This is a genomic window from Ningiella algicola (assembly GCF_028401415.2).
GTDB lineage: Bacteria > Pseudomonadota > Gammaproteobacteria > Enterobacterales > Alteromonadaceae > Glaciecola.
On the sequence record NZ_CP171821.2, the window covers coordinates 1,600,580 to 1,617,276 of the forward strand.

At 44.3% G+C, this 16,697-nt stretch carries 15 protein-coding genes; 4 read left to right on the forward strand and 11 right to left on the reverse strand.

Going from position 1 to position 16,697, the window contains the following annotated elements; genetic code table 11:
- Positions 1-43: 43 nt before the first annotated feature.
- From bamA to rpsB, 9 genes are all read right to left on the reverse strand, one after another.
- Positions 44-2,530, reverse strand: a complete 2,487-nt coding sequence (gene bamA / locus PN836_RS07020) for an outer membrane protein assembly factor BamA (protein ID WP_395344536.1) — start codon at positions 2,528-2,530, stop codon at positions 44-46.
- 43 nt (positions 2,531-2,573) lie between these two features.
- The gene (rseP, locus tag PN836_RS07025; RefSeq protein WP_395344537.1) at positions 2,574-3,920 is read right to left on the reverse strand and encodes an RIP metalloprotease RseP; all 1,347 of its coding nucleotides are present in this window, start codon (positions 3,918-3,920) and stop codon (positions 2,574-2,576) included.
- Complete coding sequence (gene ispC, locus PN836_RS07030; RefSeq protein WP_395344538.1) at positions 3,920-5,101, reverse strand: 1-deoxy-D-xylulose-5-phosphate reductoisomerase; 1,182 nt, start codon at positions 5,099-5,101, stop codon at positions 3,920-3,922. The genes rseP and ispC overlap by 1 nt, the downstream gene beginning before the upstream one ends.
- 1 nt (position 5,102) lies before the next feature.
- Positions 5,103-5,966: a phosphatidate cytidylyltransferase gene (locus PN836_RS07035; protein WP_395344539.1), complete on the reverse strand. Its 864-nt coding sequence runs from the start codon at positions 5,964-5,966 to the stop codon at positions 5,103-5,105.
- Positions 5,960-6,670, reverse strand: a complete 711-nt coding sequence (gene uppS / locus PN836_RS07040) for a polyprenyl diphosphate synthase (RefSeq protein ID WP_395345516.1) — start codon at positions 6,668-6,670, stop codon at positions 5,960-5,962. Before uppS ends, PN836_RS07035 begins: the two co-directional genes overlap by 7 nt.
- A gap of 85 nt (positions 6,671-6,755) precedes the next feature.
- On the reverse strand, positions 6,756-7,313 hold the full coding sequence (gene frr / locus PN836_RS07045; RefSeq protein ID WP_395344540.1) for a ribosome recycling factor: 558 nt from the start codon (positions 7,311-7,313) through the stop codon (positions 6,756-6,758).
- 9 nt (positions 7,314-7,322) lie between these two features.
- The gene (pyrH, locus tag PN836_RS07050) at positions 7,323-8,066 is read right to left on the reverse strand and encodes a UMP kinase (protein WP_395344541.1); all 744 of its coding nucleotides are present in this window, start codon (positions 8,064-8,066) and stop codon (positions 7,323-7,325) included.
- A 269-nt stretch (positions 8,067-8,335) separates the two neighbouring features.
- A complete protein-coding gene (gene tsf, locus PN836_RS07055) occupies positions 8,336-9,208 on the reverse strand; it encodes a translation elongation factor Ts (RefSeq protein ID WP_395344542.1) in 873 nt (290 codons plus the stop codon).
- A 93-nt stretch (positions 9,209-9,301) separates the two neighbouring features.
- Positions 9,302-10,030, reverse strand: a complete 729-nt coding sequence (gene rpsB / locus PN836_RS07060; protein ID WP_395344543.1) for a 30S ribosomal protein S2 — start codon at positions 10,028-10,030, stop codon at positions 9,302-9,304.
- A 492-nt stretch (positions 10,031-10,522) separates the two neighbouring features.
- Between rpsB and map the strand changes: the two genes are divergently transcribed.
- The 4 genes from map (at position 10,523) to PN836_RS07080 (ending at position 15,340) form a co-directional block, all read left to right on the forward strand.
- Positions 10,523-11,311 carry a type I methionyl aminopeptidase gene (gene map, locus PN836_RS07065; protein WP_395344544.1) on the forward strand — a complete coding sequence of 263 codons (789 nt, stop codon included), beginning with the start codon at positions 10,523-10,525 and terminating at the stop codon, positions 11,309-11,311.
- 107 nt (positions 11,312-11,418) lie between these two features.
- The gene (gene glnD, locus PN836_RS07070) at positions 11,419-14,052 is read left to right on the forward strand and encodes a [protein-PII] uridylyltransferase (protein ID WP_395344545.1); all 2,634 of its coding nucleotides are present in this window, start codon (positions 11,419-11,421) and stop codon (positions 14,050-14,052) included.
- Positions 14,049-14,885, forward strand: coding sequence for a 2,3,4,5-tetrahydropyridine-2,6-dicarboxylate N-succinyltransferase (gene dapD / locus PN836_RS07075; RefSeq protein ID WP_395344546.1), 837 nt, complete (start codon positions 14,049-14,051; stop codon positions 14,883-14,885). Before glnD ends, dapD begins: the two co-directional genes overlap by 4 nt.
- Before the next feature lie 35 nt (positions 14,886-14,920).
- Positions 14,921-15,340, forward strand: a complete 420-nt coding sequence (locus tag PN836_RS07080; RefSeq protein WP_395345518.1) for an acyl-CoA thioesterase — start codon at positions 14,921-14,923, stop codon at positions 15,338-15,340.
- Positions 15,341-15,377: 37 nt separating this feature from the next.
- Here PN836_RS07080 and PN836_RS07085 read toward each other — a convergent pair whose 3' ends face one another.
- Together PN836_RS07085 and truC are read right to left on the reverse strand one after the other, a co-directional pair.
- Positions 15,378-15,827, reverse strand: coding sequence for a flavodoxin (locus tag PN836_RS07085; protein ID WP_395344547.1), 450 nt, complete (start codon positions 15,825-15,827; stop codon positions 15,378-15,380).
- A 102-nt stretch (positions 15,828-15,929) separates the two neighbouring features.
- Complete coding sequence (gene truC / locus PN836_RS07090; RefSeq protein ID WP_395344548.1) at positions 15,930-16,670, reverse strand: tRNA pseudouridine(65) synthase TruC; 741 nt, start codon at positions 16,668-16,670, stop codon at positions 15,930-15,932.
- Positions 16,671-16,697 lie beyond the last annotated feature (27 nt).

The window sequence follows — 16,697 nt, forward strand, 5'->3', positions numbered from 1 at the left end:
GTGTGGATGTGTGTAACTCTCAGTAAGGCTGATTTTACCTTGTCTAGAAGGTTTGTCCAATGTTGAAGGTAAAGAATCTAGCGTCATCACCATCTCGCTCTTGAATCGCTCTAGAAAAACTGAATACCATAGGCCCCATTGGCGATATCCACTGCACTGAAATACCTGCTGAACTTCGATATTGCTTCCAGTCGCTATAGTCGGCGAGCGCTTGAGGTTGTGTATCATTATTTTGTTGTTGTAAAGTCAAGTCTTTGTAAGCGTCAAAATTAAATTCAGTGTCCCAAACGTTACCTACGTCCAAGAAAATGCTCGATCGAACAGAATTATCAAATTCTTCTTCTAAAAACGGCGTAGGTACAATTAACTCGACTCCACCAAGCAACATCGCATTACCGCCGAGGCTCCGTTGCGACAACACGATGCTATCTTGACTGGGGTCTCGAATGATCGGAACACCGGTTGGAGATGTGGTCAGTGTACTTGGAATTCTAACTACCCCTCTTGGGCCAACCGTATTGTTTTCAAAACCACGAAGGGTGTCTGCCCCACCTGCGGTAAAGTTCTCATTAAATGGCAAAATTTGGTCAATACCGTTAATATCGCCATAGCCATTGCCGTAGCCGAAGCGCATGCGAGCCAATACCGACCATCTTTGATTACGCGTAAGAGGGAAATACCATTTCCCATCACCGACAAATTTAAAATAATTAACGTCTGAATTGGGCGTAGTCACGCTTAAAGACGCTCGTTGCGACGAGCCATCAGTGGGGAATAAGCCGCGATTAAGTGTGTTTCTGCTCCAAGTTACCGATGCCAAAAAGCTATCGTAGTTAATCGGCGCATCTGGATCGGTTCGTTCTGCAAACTGATTATAAAAACGACGAGTTTGCTCAAAGTTGGTATTGTCATCACTTAATTCAACGCTCGAATACGTTAATCCGAAGCTGATTCTGTTGACCTCATTTATCGGATAACCCAAATTACCACCAACCGAGAAGCGCTTACTGTTGTATTGAATAACACCGAAGTCACCGCCGTCGAACTCACTGTAGGCAATACTTCCACCTAAGCTTATGCCATCAATGGTGAAGAATGGGTCAAGATAGGTAATTTGAGCCTGTTGCTGGTAAGAAACGGTAGAAATGTTCACGCCCACACGCTTGCCTGTGCCAAGGAAATTATCTTGCTGAATACCGGCCTGCAGGCTAAGTTTGGTTAAATCTCCATAACCCACCCCCGCGTTAAATGAGCCAGCCGCTAGCTCCCCTAATGAAAACTCAACATCCACTTTATCGTCGATACCCGGCACGCGAACCGTCTCGTATTCTACGTTTTCCAAATACGTTAAACGCGAAAGTTGGGCCTTTGAGGTTTCAAGTAAAGGTTCAGACAACCATGTGCCTTCCATTTGAACCACATTCTGACGCAAGACATCATCAGATGTAATGGTATTGCCAGTAAAGTTTATGCGTCTTACATAAATACGTTTGCCGGGGTCAACAGACAATGTCAGCTTAACTGTTTTATCATCTTCGTTAATTTCAGGAATAGTCGTTACGGTGGGATAGGCATATCCGAAACGACCTAAGTAACGCGAGATAAAATCTTCCGTGTACGTTACTTCGGCTTGGTTGTATAAATCACCTGACTCTAGAGGAATTACCTGTGCCAGAAAGTTTTCGAAGCCTAGCAGATCACCAACTAACTCAACTTCAGAGATGTCATATTGCTCGCCTTCGGTGACATTCAAGGTCACGTAAATGCCGTCTTTCTCAGGCGTCATCGATACTTGAGTAGAGTCGATATTAAATTGCAAATATCCGCGATCTTTGTAGAAGCTGGTGATGGTTTCCATATCACCCGATAGTGTTTGTGCCTGATACCGTGTCTCTGATAAAAAATCCCACCATGGCGCATCAAATTTAAGCTCCATCTGCTTAAACAATTCGCTATCTTCAAACAAAGTATTGCCGACAATATTAATTTGTTGAATCTTGGCAGCATCGCCCTCTTCAAAGCTTAACTTCAAGTCGACCCGATTTCTGGGCAGGGGCGTGATTATTGCAGACACATCAGCATTGTATTTGCCGATAGAATAGAAGAAATCTTTTAGTCCGTTCTCAATCGACGTGATCACGGTGCGATCCAATGGCTCGCCTACCCGAATATTTGAGTTTTCGAGGCTCTCTTGTAATTGTTCGTCTTTGATATCGTCGTTACCATCAAATACGATATTACTGATTGTAGGTCGCTCCGCAACCTCAACGACTAGCACGTTTCCATCGCGATAAATTTCCACTTTTTCAAAGTGAGTTGATGAATACAAGGAGCGAATGAGTTGAGTGACCCTAAATCGATTCATGGTATCGCCGCGCTGAACCGGCAAATAGGTGAGGGCAGCACCAAGTGCCACACGCTGAAGACCTTCAACGCGAATATCTTCAACGACAAAATCGTAAGCGGTTTGAGAGAAAGAAGCTGTTGAGAAGGCCAACAAGGCAGCTAAAACGAGTAATTTACACTTCATTGACTATCTAAATTCCAAGAACATATGCCAGACATTATTATGATTATATGTTTCGTAAAATGTCGTTAATAATGGCAGTCGCCATCACCATAAATAACAACACTCCACCAACCTTAAATCCTATTTCCTGAATTGCCTCTGACACCGGCTTTCCAGTAATCCATTCGATGGTAAAATATAACAAATGGCCGCCATCCAAGATGGGCAACGGCAAAAGATTAATGATACCAAGATTCACACTAATAAGCGCCAAAAAACTTAAAAACGCTACGATACCAAAACTAGCACTAACGCCTGCACCTTGTGCAATTGATATCGGCCCACTTAAATTCTTAACTGACACATCGCCGGTTAACAATTTCCCCAACATTTCGAGAGTGACTCCCATTAAGCGCCAAGTTTGTTTAGTGCCTTCAACAAGCGCGGCAAAAAAGCCCAGTTGCACTTCTTGCACGTACTCTTGCGGCCAAGGCTCCTGAATAGGATTAATGCCGAGAAAACCAGCTTCCGGCTGGTCTTCCCTAGAGCCAATTGTCACTTCTAGTTCAACAAGCTCATCGTTCCTAAGCACTTCAAGAATCACACGCTCATCTGCTAGTTGCTCGATAAGTTGAACGGTTTGGCTCCAATTTTCTACGTTTGTTCCATCTATTTTTTCGAAGGTATCATTTATTTGCAGGCCACCTAGCTGCGCGGGGCTGTCGGCTTGGATAAAGCCTATCGTTTTAGTTGGTTCGGGCCGGTAAGGCTGAAAGCCTAGCGCTGTAAATAAATCAGATTGCTCTGGATCAATTTTCCAGCCAGCAATATCAATGTTGAGCGTTTGAGTAAAACCACGATCAGTTTTTACTGTTATGGGAATGACATCTTCACCACTATAGGTAGACAGCTCAATGGTCACATCGCGCCAATTAGACGTTTCATGATCACCAATGGCAAGCACTTGATCACCTACTGACAAACCTGAGCTAGCGGCATAACTTTGCTCGATAATCTCGCCAATAATAGGTTTGGCGAACTGTTGGCCTATCATGCCAATAGCAGCAAGGGCAAAAATAGCGAAAATAAAGTTGACTATGGGCCCTGCGGCCACAATAGCAATGCGTTGCCAAACGGGTTGGAAGTTAAAGGCAACTGACTCCTCTTCGGGTCTTACTTCATCAACTCGTCCGTCAAGCATGCGCACGTAGCCGCCTAAGGGAATTGCGGCAATGACAAACTCCATTCCACTTGAGGTTATGCGTTTGTAGAGCGGTTTACCGAAACCGATAGAGAAACGCAGCACTTTGACTTTGCAGAGTTTAGCAACATAATAATGCCCCCACTCATGCACCGCTACCAAAATGCTAAGCGCAATCACAAAGAAAAATATATTACGAACTATCTCCATTAGTGCCTCAAAGTTGAAATGTACTGAAGGGCTTGTTCACGACACTGACTGTCGTGCTCGAGAATATCATCGATGCTGTTGAGACTTTCATGATTGCAGCTTTCAACAACATGCTGATTGACGCTAAATATATCCGTAAATTTAATTTGCTTGCGCAAAAACGCGGCAACAGCGCTTTCATTCGCGGCATTTAACGCAGTAGTTGCGCTTTGCCCGAGACGACTCGCTTCCATTGCAAGAAAAAGATTAGGGAAGCGCGCTTGCTCAGGCGCTTGAAAGCTAAAATCCTGTTGCTCAAAAAAGTCTAAAGGAGCCACGCCAGACTCAATTCTTGTTGGATATGACAAAGCGTGTGCAATCGGGGTTCGCATATCAGGGTTGCCCATTTGTGCAATCACGGAGCCATCCTTGTATTGCACCATCGAATGTATCGTACTCTGTGGATGAATAAGCACTTTTATCCTTGTTTCGTCTAGGCCAAACAGCCATTTGGCTTCAATAAATTCTAGCCCTTTGTTCATCATCGATGCAGAATCTACGGAAATCTTTCTGCCCATATCCCAATTTGGATGAGCACATGCTTGCTCGGGCGTCACATCCTCCAGAGCCTGAGGCATGAGCTCCCTAAATGGTCCACCAGATGCAGTCAGCAATAGATGACTGATGCCGCTACCTTGTGCATCCGCATACCGATAGTTTTCAGGTAGACACTGAAAAATAGCATTATGTTCACTGTCAATTGGAATTAGGGTCGCCTTGTGCTCAGATACCGCTCGCATAAAGAGTTCGCCCGACATCACTAATGACTCTTTATTGGCAAGCAGCACTTTTTTTGATGCTCTCACCGCCGCTAAGGTCGGCAACAGGCCTGCCGCGCCCACTATGGCTGACATGACCGTATCCACCTCACTATCTTTCGCGATATCTACTAGTGCTTGTTTACCAAATAGTATTTCACACGGCAAAACGCTTGGCAGCTTAGATTTAAGGCCTGCGGCATCACTTTCGTTAGCAACAACGATATAACGAGGAGAGAATTGGAGCGCGATTTCGCGCAGTCTTTCAAGTTGAGAGAATCCAGACACTGCAAAGACCTTAAATCGCTCAGGATGTAGTGAGATCACATCCAGCGTGCTCGTGCCTATGGAGCCCGTTGCTCCCAAAATAGATACATTTTCCAAACTAAGCCATCCATAGCATGTAGCAAAAGGCAAACACGGGGAAGGCCGCAGTTAAGCTGTCGATTCTATCCATGACACCACCGTGACCAGGTAAGAGTTTACCACTATCTTTAATTCCGGCGCAGCGCTTCACCATGGATTCGTTTAAATCGCCCAAGGCAGAGACCGCTACAGTAATTGCACCGATTACCACGTGGATGCCAATTCTAGATGGCTCAAATTGATAATGCATTGCAGCAAAGGCGATGATGGCAAAAGATGCTGCAATACCGCCAATTAGGCCTTCTACGCTTTTCCCCGGCGAGACATTAGGTCTAAGCTTATGTTTGCCGAACTTAACCCCAACAAAAAATGCGCCGATATCTGCCGCCCATACAATGCCAAGCACATAAAACAACAAAGATGCGCCATAAAAAGGGTCTACCTCATATAGGCTGGTTCGTAAACTGACGATAGCAACCCAAGTTGGGATAAGCGTTAGCACGCCAAATGCAGCTCTTATTCCAATACTGTCTTTCCAAAAACTGCTGTATTTTGGATAAGCCAAAATCATAAATAGAGAGGCTGTCCACCAAAGCGCCGCCATCCATAAACAAAACGCGAAAAGAGGATGTAACTCTCCCTGCTGCCATATCTCCTCAGCATCAACTGAAATAACCAATATCGCACATAGAAATCCAATAAAGACCATAAACCAGCCTTTGAATATTCTAACGGTGATCCCCGACATGTTTGCCCATTCATATGCCCCTAGGCAAATTACGCCTGCAACAACAAGCTTGAAACCCTCTATGGGCAAGAATAATATGGCAAATAAGGCCAATGGCGCCAGAATGAGGGCTGTGATGACGCGTTGCTTTAGCATGCTTTGGGCTCGATATCTTGCGTCATAATTTGTTCACCGGTGAGACCAAATCTGCGTTGACGCAGTGAGAAATCTTCTACTGCTTTGGCAAACAAGTCTTCCTTGAAATCCGGCCACAGAGTATCCGTAAAATAGAATTCAGCATACGCGCACTGCCATAGTAAAAAATTACTGATTCGATGATCGCCACCGGTGCGTATAAGTAAGTCTAAATCTGCTAAGCCATGCGTAGAAATGTGTTGAGAAAAGCTCGCTTCGTCAATGTCGTCAATTGAGCATTCATTGCTACTGACTTTCTGGAACAAGCTTTTCGCCGCATTTATGATATCCCATCTACCGCCGTAGTTTGCAGCAATATTTAATATTAGAGATTGGTTACTCTTGGTAAGTGCTTCGGCAGCCCGGATTTTCTCTCGCAATTTTTCGTCAAAAGCGCTGATATCTCCAATCACCTTTAATCGAATGTCGTTTTTATTCAGCTTTTTAACTTCGCTTTTTAGCACGAAGCTAAAGAGATCCATCAGCACACTAATTTCGTCTTTAGGTCGTTGCCAATTTTCACTCGAAAACGCGAAAAGCGTAAGCGCCTGAATGCCCTTTTTACGCGCATAACTGACCGCTTCTCTTACCGCTTCGACACCGGCTTTATGGCCAGCAGTGCGGCGCTTATTTCGTTGCTGAGCCCACCTGCCGTTACCATCCATAATGATGGCAACATGACGTGGGATCTTTAAGCCATCTGCTAGAGACTTTATACCTGATGACTCACTTGCTTGCTTTTTAAACAAACTAAACTTCCATCAGCTCTTTTTCTTTGTCCGCAAGGACACCGTCAATGATTTTAATAAAATCGTTGGTCAAGCTTTGAATGTTTTCTTCACCTGCGTGAGCTTCATCCTCACTGATTTCTTTCTCTTTCAATAACTCTTTGATATCGCTGTTTGCATCTCGACGGATATTTCTTACTGCAACCCTGCCCTGCTCAGCTTCAGCCCGAACGACCTTGATTAAGTCTTTGCGCCTTTCTTCGGTAAGTGGTGGCATAGGAATACGAATAGTCGTACCCGCACTCATTGGATTCAGGCCTAAATCCGACTGCATAATTGCCTTTTCAACCGCTTGAATCGCACTTTTATCAAAAACGGATAATGCTAAAGTGCGGCTATCCTCTGCAATCACATTAGCTACTTGTTTTAGCGGCGTATCAGCACCGTAATAAGGCACCATAATGCTATCGAGTAAAGAGGGATGTGCGCGACCCGTTCTAATTTTGCTCAGCTGGGACTTCAATGCAGAAATGCTTTTTTCCATACGCTCTTGAGCGTCTAATTCAATTTCATCAATCATACTAGTCTCTTATTCTTCTATTTTTTCTGGATGACAAATAAGGGTGCCGTCGTTGTCGCCTAATACCACCGATTTTAAACAACCGGGTTTATTCATATTGAACACACGAATCGGCATATTATGGTCTCTTGCTAAGGTAAACGCGGACAAATCCATTACTTTAAGCTCTTTTTCCAAGACTTCTTGATATGTAATTTGTGAGAGCAATTTAGCGTCAGGATTTTTAACCGGATCTGCACTGAACACGCCGTCAACCTTGGTCGCTTTAAAGACCGCATCCGCTTCAATTTCGATTCCGCGTAAACACGCTGCGGAGTCTGTAGTAAAGAATGGGTTGCCTGTACCTGCTGCAAAAATAACAACTTTACCCGATTTCAGTAAACTAATCGCATCAGTCCAGTTATATGAATCGCAGACACCGTTTAAGGGAATAGCCGACATCAATCGTGCATTCACATAGGCTCTGTGAAGGGCATCTCTCATTGCGAGGCCATTCATCACCGTTGCAAGCATCCCCATATGGTCACCCACAACGCGATTCATTCCCGCTTTTGCTAAGCCCTCACCGCGAAACAAATTCCCGCCGCCAATAACGAGGCCCACTTCAATACCTAGTTCGACGAGTTCTTTAATCTCTTGTGCCATTCGATCTAACACTTTAGCGTCGATACCGAAGTTTTCATCGCCCATCAATGCTTCGCCAGAAAGTTTGAGTAAAATTCGGCGATAGGCTGGCTTAGGAGAAACGCTCATATATTACACTGTCCTTTTTAGTGAGTCTTTGATATTGATTGAGGTGCGCTGGAGCCTATATTCAGGGAGGGGCATTTTCAAAACTTCCAAAACCAAGGATGGTTTTGGCAGAGCGGCCATGGACGGCGCAAAGCGGTTTTGAAAATGCCCCTCCCTGAATATAGGCTCCAGCGCACCTCAATCAATATCACCTGCATAAAAAAAGCACCCATTTCTGAGTGCTTTATAGTGTATAGGAACATCGCTAAATGAAAAAGCGAGAAAACGAATTATTTCTTCGCCGCTTCCATTTGTGCTGCTACTTCTGCAGCAAAATCTTCAGACTTTTTCTCGATACCTTCGCCTACTTCAAAACGCACAAAGTTTATCACGTCAGCGTCTTTACTTTTCAACAGTTGACCAACGTTTTGGCTTGGGTCTTTTACAAAAGGCTGACCTGTTAAGCTGATCTCACCAGTGAATTTCTTCATGCGACCAGCCACCATTTTCTCAGCAATTTCCGCTGGCTTACCAGACTGCATTGCGATATCGATTTGAATGGCTTTCTCTTTTTCTACTACTTCCGCCGGCACATCTTCTGGCTTGACAAATTGAGGGCTAGACGCTGCTACGTGCATTGCAACGTCTTTGGCAAGCGCTTCGTCACCGCCATTAAGAATCGCAATGACACCAATACGACCGCCGTGAACATAAGCACCCAGGTTGTCACCTTCAACATTTATTACGCGACGTGGAGAAATGTTTTCGCCAATCTTTGTAACAAGCGTATCGCGGGTTGTTGCGATGCTAACACCATCAACTTCTGCCGCGTTTAACGCATCAATATCATTGATGTTATTTTCAGCGGCAACGCCTAAGACTTTGTTGCCAAATGCCAAGAAACCTTCATCACGAGCAACAAAATCGGTTTCACAGTTAAGCTCAAGCATTGTCGCTTTATTGCCATCTACTTTTGTCAAAATTACGCCGTCAGCTGCAATTCGACCTGCTTTTTTAGCTGCTTTTGCCTGACCAGACTTACGCATATTCTCAATTGCTTGCTCGATGTCACCGTCTGTTTCAACAAGTGCTTTTTTGCAATCTAACATGCCTGCGCCAGTGCGCTCACGTAATTCTTTTACCAGTGCTGCAGTCACTGCCATTTTCTTTATCCTCAAAAATTTATGTGTAAAAAGGAGACTTTCGCCTCCTTTATTGTAGATTTGTTTTCGTCGACATTATTGCCAACAGGAACGCTACTCGCCTTCGACAACAAACTCGTCAGAAGCGGCTGCCGCAGCGTCACCATTTTTACCGCTAATAACAGCGTCAGCTGCCGCATTGGTATAAAGCTGGATTGCACGGATTGCATCATCGTTTCCAGGAATGATGTAATCGACACCATCTGGATTAGAGTTTGTATCAACAACAGCAACCACAGGAATACCTAGATTACGTGCTTCGGTGATAGCGATATGTTCGTGATCAGCATCGATAACAAAGATTACATCAGGCAAACCGCCCATGTCTTTGATTCCGCCAAGACTGTTTTCAAGCTTGGTCATTTCGCGCTGGAGTAAAAGCACTTCTTTTTTAGTAAGCTTTTCAAATGTACCGTCTGCCGCTTGAGATTCTAAATCTTTAAGACGATTGATAGACTGACGAACCGTTTTCCAGTTAGTCAACATTCCGCCCAACCAGCGTTTGTTAACGTAGTACTGACCGCACTTTTGTGCCGCTTCTTTGATTGCTTCGCCTGCCGCACGCTTGGTGCCAACAAAAAGAACTTTGCCTTTTTTATGCGCTACACCGCTTAAAAAAGAGAGTGCGTCGTTGAATAGAGGAACAGTTTGCTCAAGGTTGATGATGTGAACCTTGTTTCTTGCGCCAAAAATGAACTGTGCCATTTTCGGGTTCCAGTAGCGAGTTTGGTGTCCAAAATGCACACCCGCTTGGAGCATGTCACGCATTGATACGTTTGCCATGATAATTAATCCTATTGTAGGGGTTAGGCCTCCACATATCCCTTCTTTCGATTCAACGAGCAAGCTGTAAAGCTCTAAGTTTCTAGAAGGAAGCTACAGCAATATAAAAACATAGCAGGCAGGGACGCCTGCGATGAGCGGCCATGGACGGCTCAAGCGCTTTTTATATTGCTGTAGCTTCCTTCTAGAAACTTAGAGCTTTACACCTCACCCACCGAACACCCCGAAATCAGTGTCGATATGTGTGTGTAATTTAGGTCAAATGACCTCGTTAATTCTGAAAGTATATAGCCAGAAAACACAAAAGCGGAGTCTGTCCAAAATTTTCAGGCGCGCTTTATATCATTTGTACCCCGCGATAGCAAGAAAATCATCGCTTATATCATTGCAGAGCATGTTGGAACGAGCAGGAATATCAATCTTGATTCATTTTTACGCGACTGTGATACAATCTTGCTCGGAATAATGAACCTGCTAGTTAGAGACAGAATCTTGAGTATTACCATTAAAACCCCTGACGAAATTGAGAAGATGCGTATTGCCGGCAAACTTGCCTCTGACGTATTAATGATGATTGGTGAACACGTTAAAAAAGGCGTGACAACTGAAGAGTTGGATAAAATTTGTCACGACTACATCATCAACGAACAGGAGGCAACGCCTGCCCCCCTAAATTACGGCAATCCGCCCTTTCCTAAATCGATTTGCACATCAGTGAATCACGTCATTTGTCATGGGATCCCTGCTGATAAAAAGCTAAAAGACGGAGATACGCTTAATATCGACGTTACGGTAATTAAAGACGGTTATCATGGCGACACCTCTAAAATGTTTGTTGTCGGAAAACCGAGCATACTGGCAGAGCGTTTGATTCGCGTGACCCAAGAGTGCTTATATAAAGGGATTGAGCTTGTTAAGCCAGGTGCGAGACTGGGTGATATTGGGCATGTCATCCAAACACACGCAGAAAAACATAATTATTCGATTGTGAGAGAATATTGTGGCCACGGCATTGGCGCAGTATTCCACGAAGATCCGCAGGTGGTGCATTACGGACGCCCGAATACAGGGGAAGTGTTGCAAGAAGGCATGTGTTTTACGATTGAGCCAATGGTCAATGCAGGCAAACGCTATTCCAAAATATTGCCGGATCAGTGGACGGTTGTTACCAAAGACAGAAGCCTAAGCGCGCAGTGGGAGCACACACTACTAGTGACCAAAACCGGTGTCGAAGTACTAACCTTGCGCGACGAAGAGAAAATACCTCGAGTGATTGGCTAAACATAGCTGAAACTAACATAGCGCAGCGCTCGCAGCTGCCATTATTGATAAGTCACGACTAACCAAAATACATAAAGCTACAAGTGTTTAACAGGAATGAACGCAGTATGAGTATCGAAGGCCTAATCGCGAAGGTAAGGGAAATAGAAAATATAAACGACCTGTCTGCATACAAAGCCTGTGTTCAAGAGAGTTACACATGGCTTAATGAGAACTTTAAATCAGTGCATGTGGACGAGCTAGTCGTTGCTAGAAGTGATTTTACTGATGCCCTTTTATGCCATGCATGGGAGTCGCTTGACCTGCACTCACACGCAAACTTAGCATTGTGTGCTGTAGGTGGCTATGGTCGTGGGCAACTTCAACCATACTCTGATATTGATTTGCTAATTCTTAGCAAGTACAGCTTAGGTAAAGGTGTTCAAGATACACTTTCGCAGTTCATTACATTTCTATGGGATATTAAGCTAGAAATTGGACAGTCTGTTAGAACCATTAAAGAAACCGTCAACCAAGCAAAGGCTGACGTAAGCATTGCCACCAACTTAGTCGAGGCTCGTCGGCTTGTGGGCTGCGAAACAACTTTTGACGCCTTAATGAATAAAATCAATACGCAGAAAGTGTGGTCAAGCAAAGCTTTCTTCCTCGCTAAACGAGAAGAACAAAATCAGCGGCATCGCAAATTTAACGACACATCATACAACCTAGAACCAAACGTTAAAGAAAACCCTGGTTGTTTGCGTGATATCCAGAACATTGGCTGGGTTGCCAAAAAGCACTTTTGCGAATACGACGGCATGACGCTGATTGGTCATGGATATTTTACGGAATTAGAACACGCCGAATTAATTGAGTGTCGCTCGAACCTGTGGCAAATCAGATTTGCGCTTCATTTAGTTGCCAAGCGAAGCGAAAATCGCTTGCTGTTTGACTATCAACCGGAAGTCGCTGAGTTATTGGGCTTCGGTGAAGGCAAATCCGCAGTTGAAAAAATGATGAAGCACATGTTTAGAATTGTGCGCCGGGTGAGCGAGCTCAATAGCATGCTTTTGCAACGATTCCAGCAAGATATTTTGGGTATTAGCAAAAGCAAAGAAATTATTATTGATAAAGACTTTTACGTGAAAGACGGTTTAATTGGCGCAAGACACGAAGAAGTCTTCAATACTCCGCTAGCAATTTTATCCTTTCTTTCCGTGATAAAAGACAACCCCGAGATACAAGGCCTAGACGGCGACTGTATTCGTCAACTGAGAAATGCCAGACGTCACTTTCAAAGCGCATATCACTGCACAATAGATAAATGCAGAAGCAAATTTATTGAGCTTATATCTGACCCCGCCTTTTTCGATTTAGCATGGGATGTGATGCATCGTTACGGCATCTTGCAGTCATATCTGCCGCAGTGGGATAAGATTGTTGGCATGATGCAGTTCGATTTATTTCATGCTTACACAGTAGACGAACACACCCATCGCTTAGTTAAGCATGTCCGCCGCTACTACAAAGATCCGAGTAAATTTCCACGCTGTACGCGTATTGTAAAAAATATGGACGATCCTCAAATTCTGTTTATTGCGGCTATCTTTCACGATATTGCCAAAGGGCGAAACGGCGATCACTCAAAGCTGGGCGCAATCGATGTGCGTGAGTTTTGCAAAAGTCACAACATCCGTAGTAAAGATACTGAGTTGATTGCATGGCTTGTGGAACAGCATTTACTGATGTCGGTCGTCGCGCAACGACGCGACATATATGATCCTGATGTAGTAAAAGAATTTGCGACTGAAGTCAAAAGCCATAAACATCTAGATTTGCTTTACTGCCTGACATTAGCTGATATTCGAGCAACCAACGATAATTTATGGAATGATTGGAAAGCATCTTTACTGAGAGAGCTCTATCTGTTGACGCAACAAGCGCTTGACAATGGATTGGAATGCAAAAACACCTATCTTGAACGAGTTAGCGAGCACAAACAACATGCCTTAGAGAGATTAGCTCAGTCTGGTATTACCGAGGAAGATGCAAGCGTATTTTGGCAGCAGATGAAAAACGACTATTTTTCTCGCTTCAAACCGCGGCAGATTGCGTGGCATACAGAAACGATTGTAAAAGCCAAACGACTAGATAAAGACGATATTATTGTCGCCGCCAGTAATTTAACGACGAAAGCGGGAACGGAGTTAGTTATTTATTGCCACGACCGCCCCGCATTGTTTGCACAAATTGCGTCGGTTATTGACAGCCGTAACTGCTCAATTCATGACGCACAAATTGTCGTCACCGATGACGGATACGTGTTTGACAGTATGATTATACTCGACCAAAACGCTGAGAGTATCCAATCAGAAAGTCGAGCCAGTTCTCTTGCAAAAGCAGTCCATCAACAGCTAGTGAAGCCTGGAAGATCACATAAGAATCAGCGCCGTATGTCTCGGCAAATGAAACAGCTTGATGTCCCCACTAAAGTGCGCTTTTACTCCAGCCAAGAAAACAGCACCCTCGTTGAGCTAGAAGCCTTAGACGCACCAGGTTTATTGGCTCGCATCGGACATTTGTTCGTTGACTTAAACATCACCTTAAAGATGGCAAAAATCGCGACCATCGGCGAGCGCGCGGAAGATGTCTTTATTGTCTGCAATGAAGATGGCTTAGCATTAACGCAAGCACAACAGGTGTTATTGAAAAAACAACTTATCATTAAACTCGACCAACCGGAAGTGAACACAGCAATATGACTAGAACAGCTCAAGAACTAGCGCCAATAATTGAACATGCCTTTGATACGCGAGATACCTTTACCGCACAAACTGCCACTGACGACTTAAAAAATGCAGTGACTGAAACCATCGCCCTTTTAAATACCGGAGAAGCACGCGTTGCACAAAAAATAAACGGTAATTGGCAGGTGAACGAATGGTTGAAAAAGGCCGTGCTCTTATTCTTTAAACTTAATGATAATCAAGTAATGCCCGGCGCAGAATCTACTTTTTATGACAAAGTCCCATTAAAGTTCTGCGATTATGATGCCCAGCGTTTTGCTAAAGAAGGCATGCGAGTCGTGCCACCTGCGACCGTGCGTACTGGCACATATATCGGTAGCAGCGTTGTGCTTATGCCCTCTTATGTCAACATTGGCGCGTATGTAGACAGCGGCACGATGGTGGATACTTGGGCAACGGTTGGTTCGTGTGCGCAAATTGGCAAGAATGTCCATTTGTCTGGCGGCGTTGGGATTGGTGGGGTACTTGAGCCACTCCAAGCGAGTCCAACCATCATTGAAGATAACTGCTTTATTGGCGCACGCTCTGAAATAGTGGAAGGCGTGATTGTTGAGGAAGGTGCGGTAATCTCTATGGGGGTATACATAGGGCAATCGACTCGCATTTACGACCGCGAGACAGGCGAAGTACATTATGGACGAGTGCCCGCGGGCGCTGTAGTGGTCCCCGGTAACCTACCCAGTAAAGATGGAAAATACAGCCTTTATGCTGCAATTATCGTGAAAAAAGTGGACGCCAAAACACGCGCTAAAGTGGGCATAAATGCCTTATTGAGAGGCGCAGAATAGTTAATTTAATTGAGCAAAATGAACTAAGCCTTGCCATTCGCGTTAGATATGCCGAATGCGATGCGCAAGGTGTCGTCTTTAATTCACGATACGGTGAGTATGCTGATTTGGCCGGCACCGAATACATGCGCGCTTTGATTGGTGATTATGCGAAGTTAACTAAGCAAGGCTTTGAAACTCAGGTGGTGAGTTATCACATCGATTGGAAAGGCTCAGCAAAATTTGATGATGTGCTTCTGTTGAAGGTATCTACGTGTCACGTGGGCAATACATCTTTTACTTTTGGGATTCAATGCTTTAAAAGACAGCGCGATGGCGGTATCGAAAAACTTGCTGAGATGAAAGTAACTTACGTTATGGTAGACGCTGTTCATTTCAAAAAATGTACGATACCCGGCTCACTTAAACAAGCCTTTGCCAAACCGTTTAGACGGTCCGTAAATCAGGCAGGATAAACCTCCTCAACGCTGGATCGTCTAAACGTAACTTGCCTTACTCGGTAAGTTCAGAGAGCTGTGTTTTAACCCAAGGCACAACCTCTTCTTCTGGGGCAAGCGTTTCCATTGCATCAACTTCAAATAACTCACTGACTGACTTTCCTTGAAGCTCATTAAGCAGCTCGAAAAATTGCCTGCCTCCCCCACAATAAGAGTCGCCGTAGCTGCTATCGCCCAACGCGACCACTGCAAAGGGTTTTCCGTCCATCAGAGGAAAAGTATCGCGAAGCTCTGAGTGGAAAAATTCCAAGTTAGGTGGAATGTCGCCTTGTCCAGTGGTTGAGGTGATCACAAGCACCGATTCGGCCTCTTTAAAATCATCGACAGATGGGTCAGTAAACACCTCACATGAGGCGCCCTCGGCCTCAAGCATAGTTTGAACCTCTTCGGCAACGTGTTGGGCATTACCGTAAACTGAACCTGCAAAAATACTGACACTGCGCATCTTAACTTCCTTTAACGATTTCTATTTGTCTACCATTTTCAATTTGTATGACACTTTGAGGTGTGCTTACGGATGTTTGGCTTTTTTCGATTAATTCAAGCCTTAACCCGCGCTAATATTGCGTGCGTTTAATATGAATAGTGCCTGCTTAACATCCTCATCTAATTCAGTAGATAAGGTCAAAGGCTCATGGCTTAGCGGATGTTTAAAGCTTAGACTCGTTGCAACAAGCGCAAGACGGTTCAAACTTAAATGTTCTCTCGCGTAGCGGTTTTGCCTACCATCACCATGAGTAGTGTCACCGATAATTGGATGTCGAAGATGCGCCATATGTCTTCGAAGCTGATGCTTTCGACCTGTGCGTGGTTTGAGCTCAACCCATGTAAAACGACTGGTCTTATAACGAGATACAGGAAAGGGCAATTCAAAATGTTCCACCGGCTTTATACTGGTGATGGCTTGTTTCGCTGGATTAGCTTTACTGAGCTTGTCTGTCATTTTGTCCAAGTCTTCTACCAAAGGATAGTCCAGTACCTGTGCATCATGCAGATATCCACGAACGATAGCGTGATAACATTTACTGACTTCCCCTTGTTCAAATGCAAAACTTAATAGCTTAGCTACTGCCGAAGATAAAGCAAAAACGATAAGGCCTGATGTGGGTTTATCTAAACGATGAACAGAGTAAACATAGCATCCAATTTGATCACGCAATTGCTGCACCAAAAATTGGGTTTCACGCTTGTCTATTAAACTGCGGTGAACTAACAATCCAGAAGGCTTGTGGACAACCACAATGTGCTCATCCTGAAAAACGATGTGTAAATCATGTTGAGTAGACATTGAATATATACATGTTTGCCACAATTG

Bases quoted from the DNA above. Each gene is read 5' to 3' on its own strand.
- bamA (WP_395344536.1), bottom strand. From the start codon at position 2,530: ATGAAGTGTAAATTACTCGTTTTAGCTGCCTTGTTGGCCTTCTCAACA.
- rseP (WP_395344537.1), bottom strand. From the start codon at position 3,920: ATGGAGATAGTTCGTAATATATTTTTCTTTGTGATTGCGCTTAGCATT.
- PN836_RS07035 (WP_395344539.1), bottom strand. From the start codon at position 5,966: ATGCTAAAGCAACGCGTCATCACAGCCCTCATTCTGGCGCCATTGGCC.
- uppS (WP_395345516.1), bottom strand. From the start codon at position 6,670: ATGGATGGTAACGGCAGGTGGGCTCAGCAACGAAATAAGCGCCGCACT.
- frr (WP_395344540.1), bottom strand. From the start codon at position 7,313: ATGATTGATGAAATTGAATTAGACGCTCAAGAGCGTATGGAAAAAAGC.
- pyrH (WP_395344541.1), bottom strand. From the start codon at position 8,066: ATGAGCGTTTCTCCTAAGCCAGCCTATCGCCGAATTTTACTCAAACTT.
- tsf (WP_395344542.1), bottom strand. From the start codon at position 9,208: ATGGCAGTGACTGCAGCACTGGTAAAAGAATTACGTGAGCGCACTGGC.
- rpsB (WP_395344543.1), bottom strand. From the start codon at position 10,030: ATGGCAAACGTATCAATGCGTGACATGCTCCAAGCGGGTGTGCATTTT.
- glnD (WP_395344545.1), top strand. From the start codon at position 11,419: ATGAGTATCGAAGGCCTAATCGCGAAGGTAAGGGAAATAGAAAATATA.
- dapD (WP_395344546.1), top strand. From the start codon at position 14,049: ATGACTAGAACAGCTCAAGAACTAGCGCCAATAATTGAACATGCCTTT.
- PN836_RS07085 (WP_395344547.1), bottom strand. From the start codon at position 15,827: ATGCGCAGTGTCAGTATTTTTGCAGGTTCAGTTTACGGTAATGCCCAA.
- truC (WP_395344548.1), bottom strand. From the start codon at position 16,670: ATGTCTACTCAACATGATTTACACATCGTTTTTCAGGATGAGCACATT.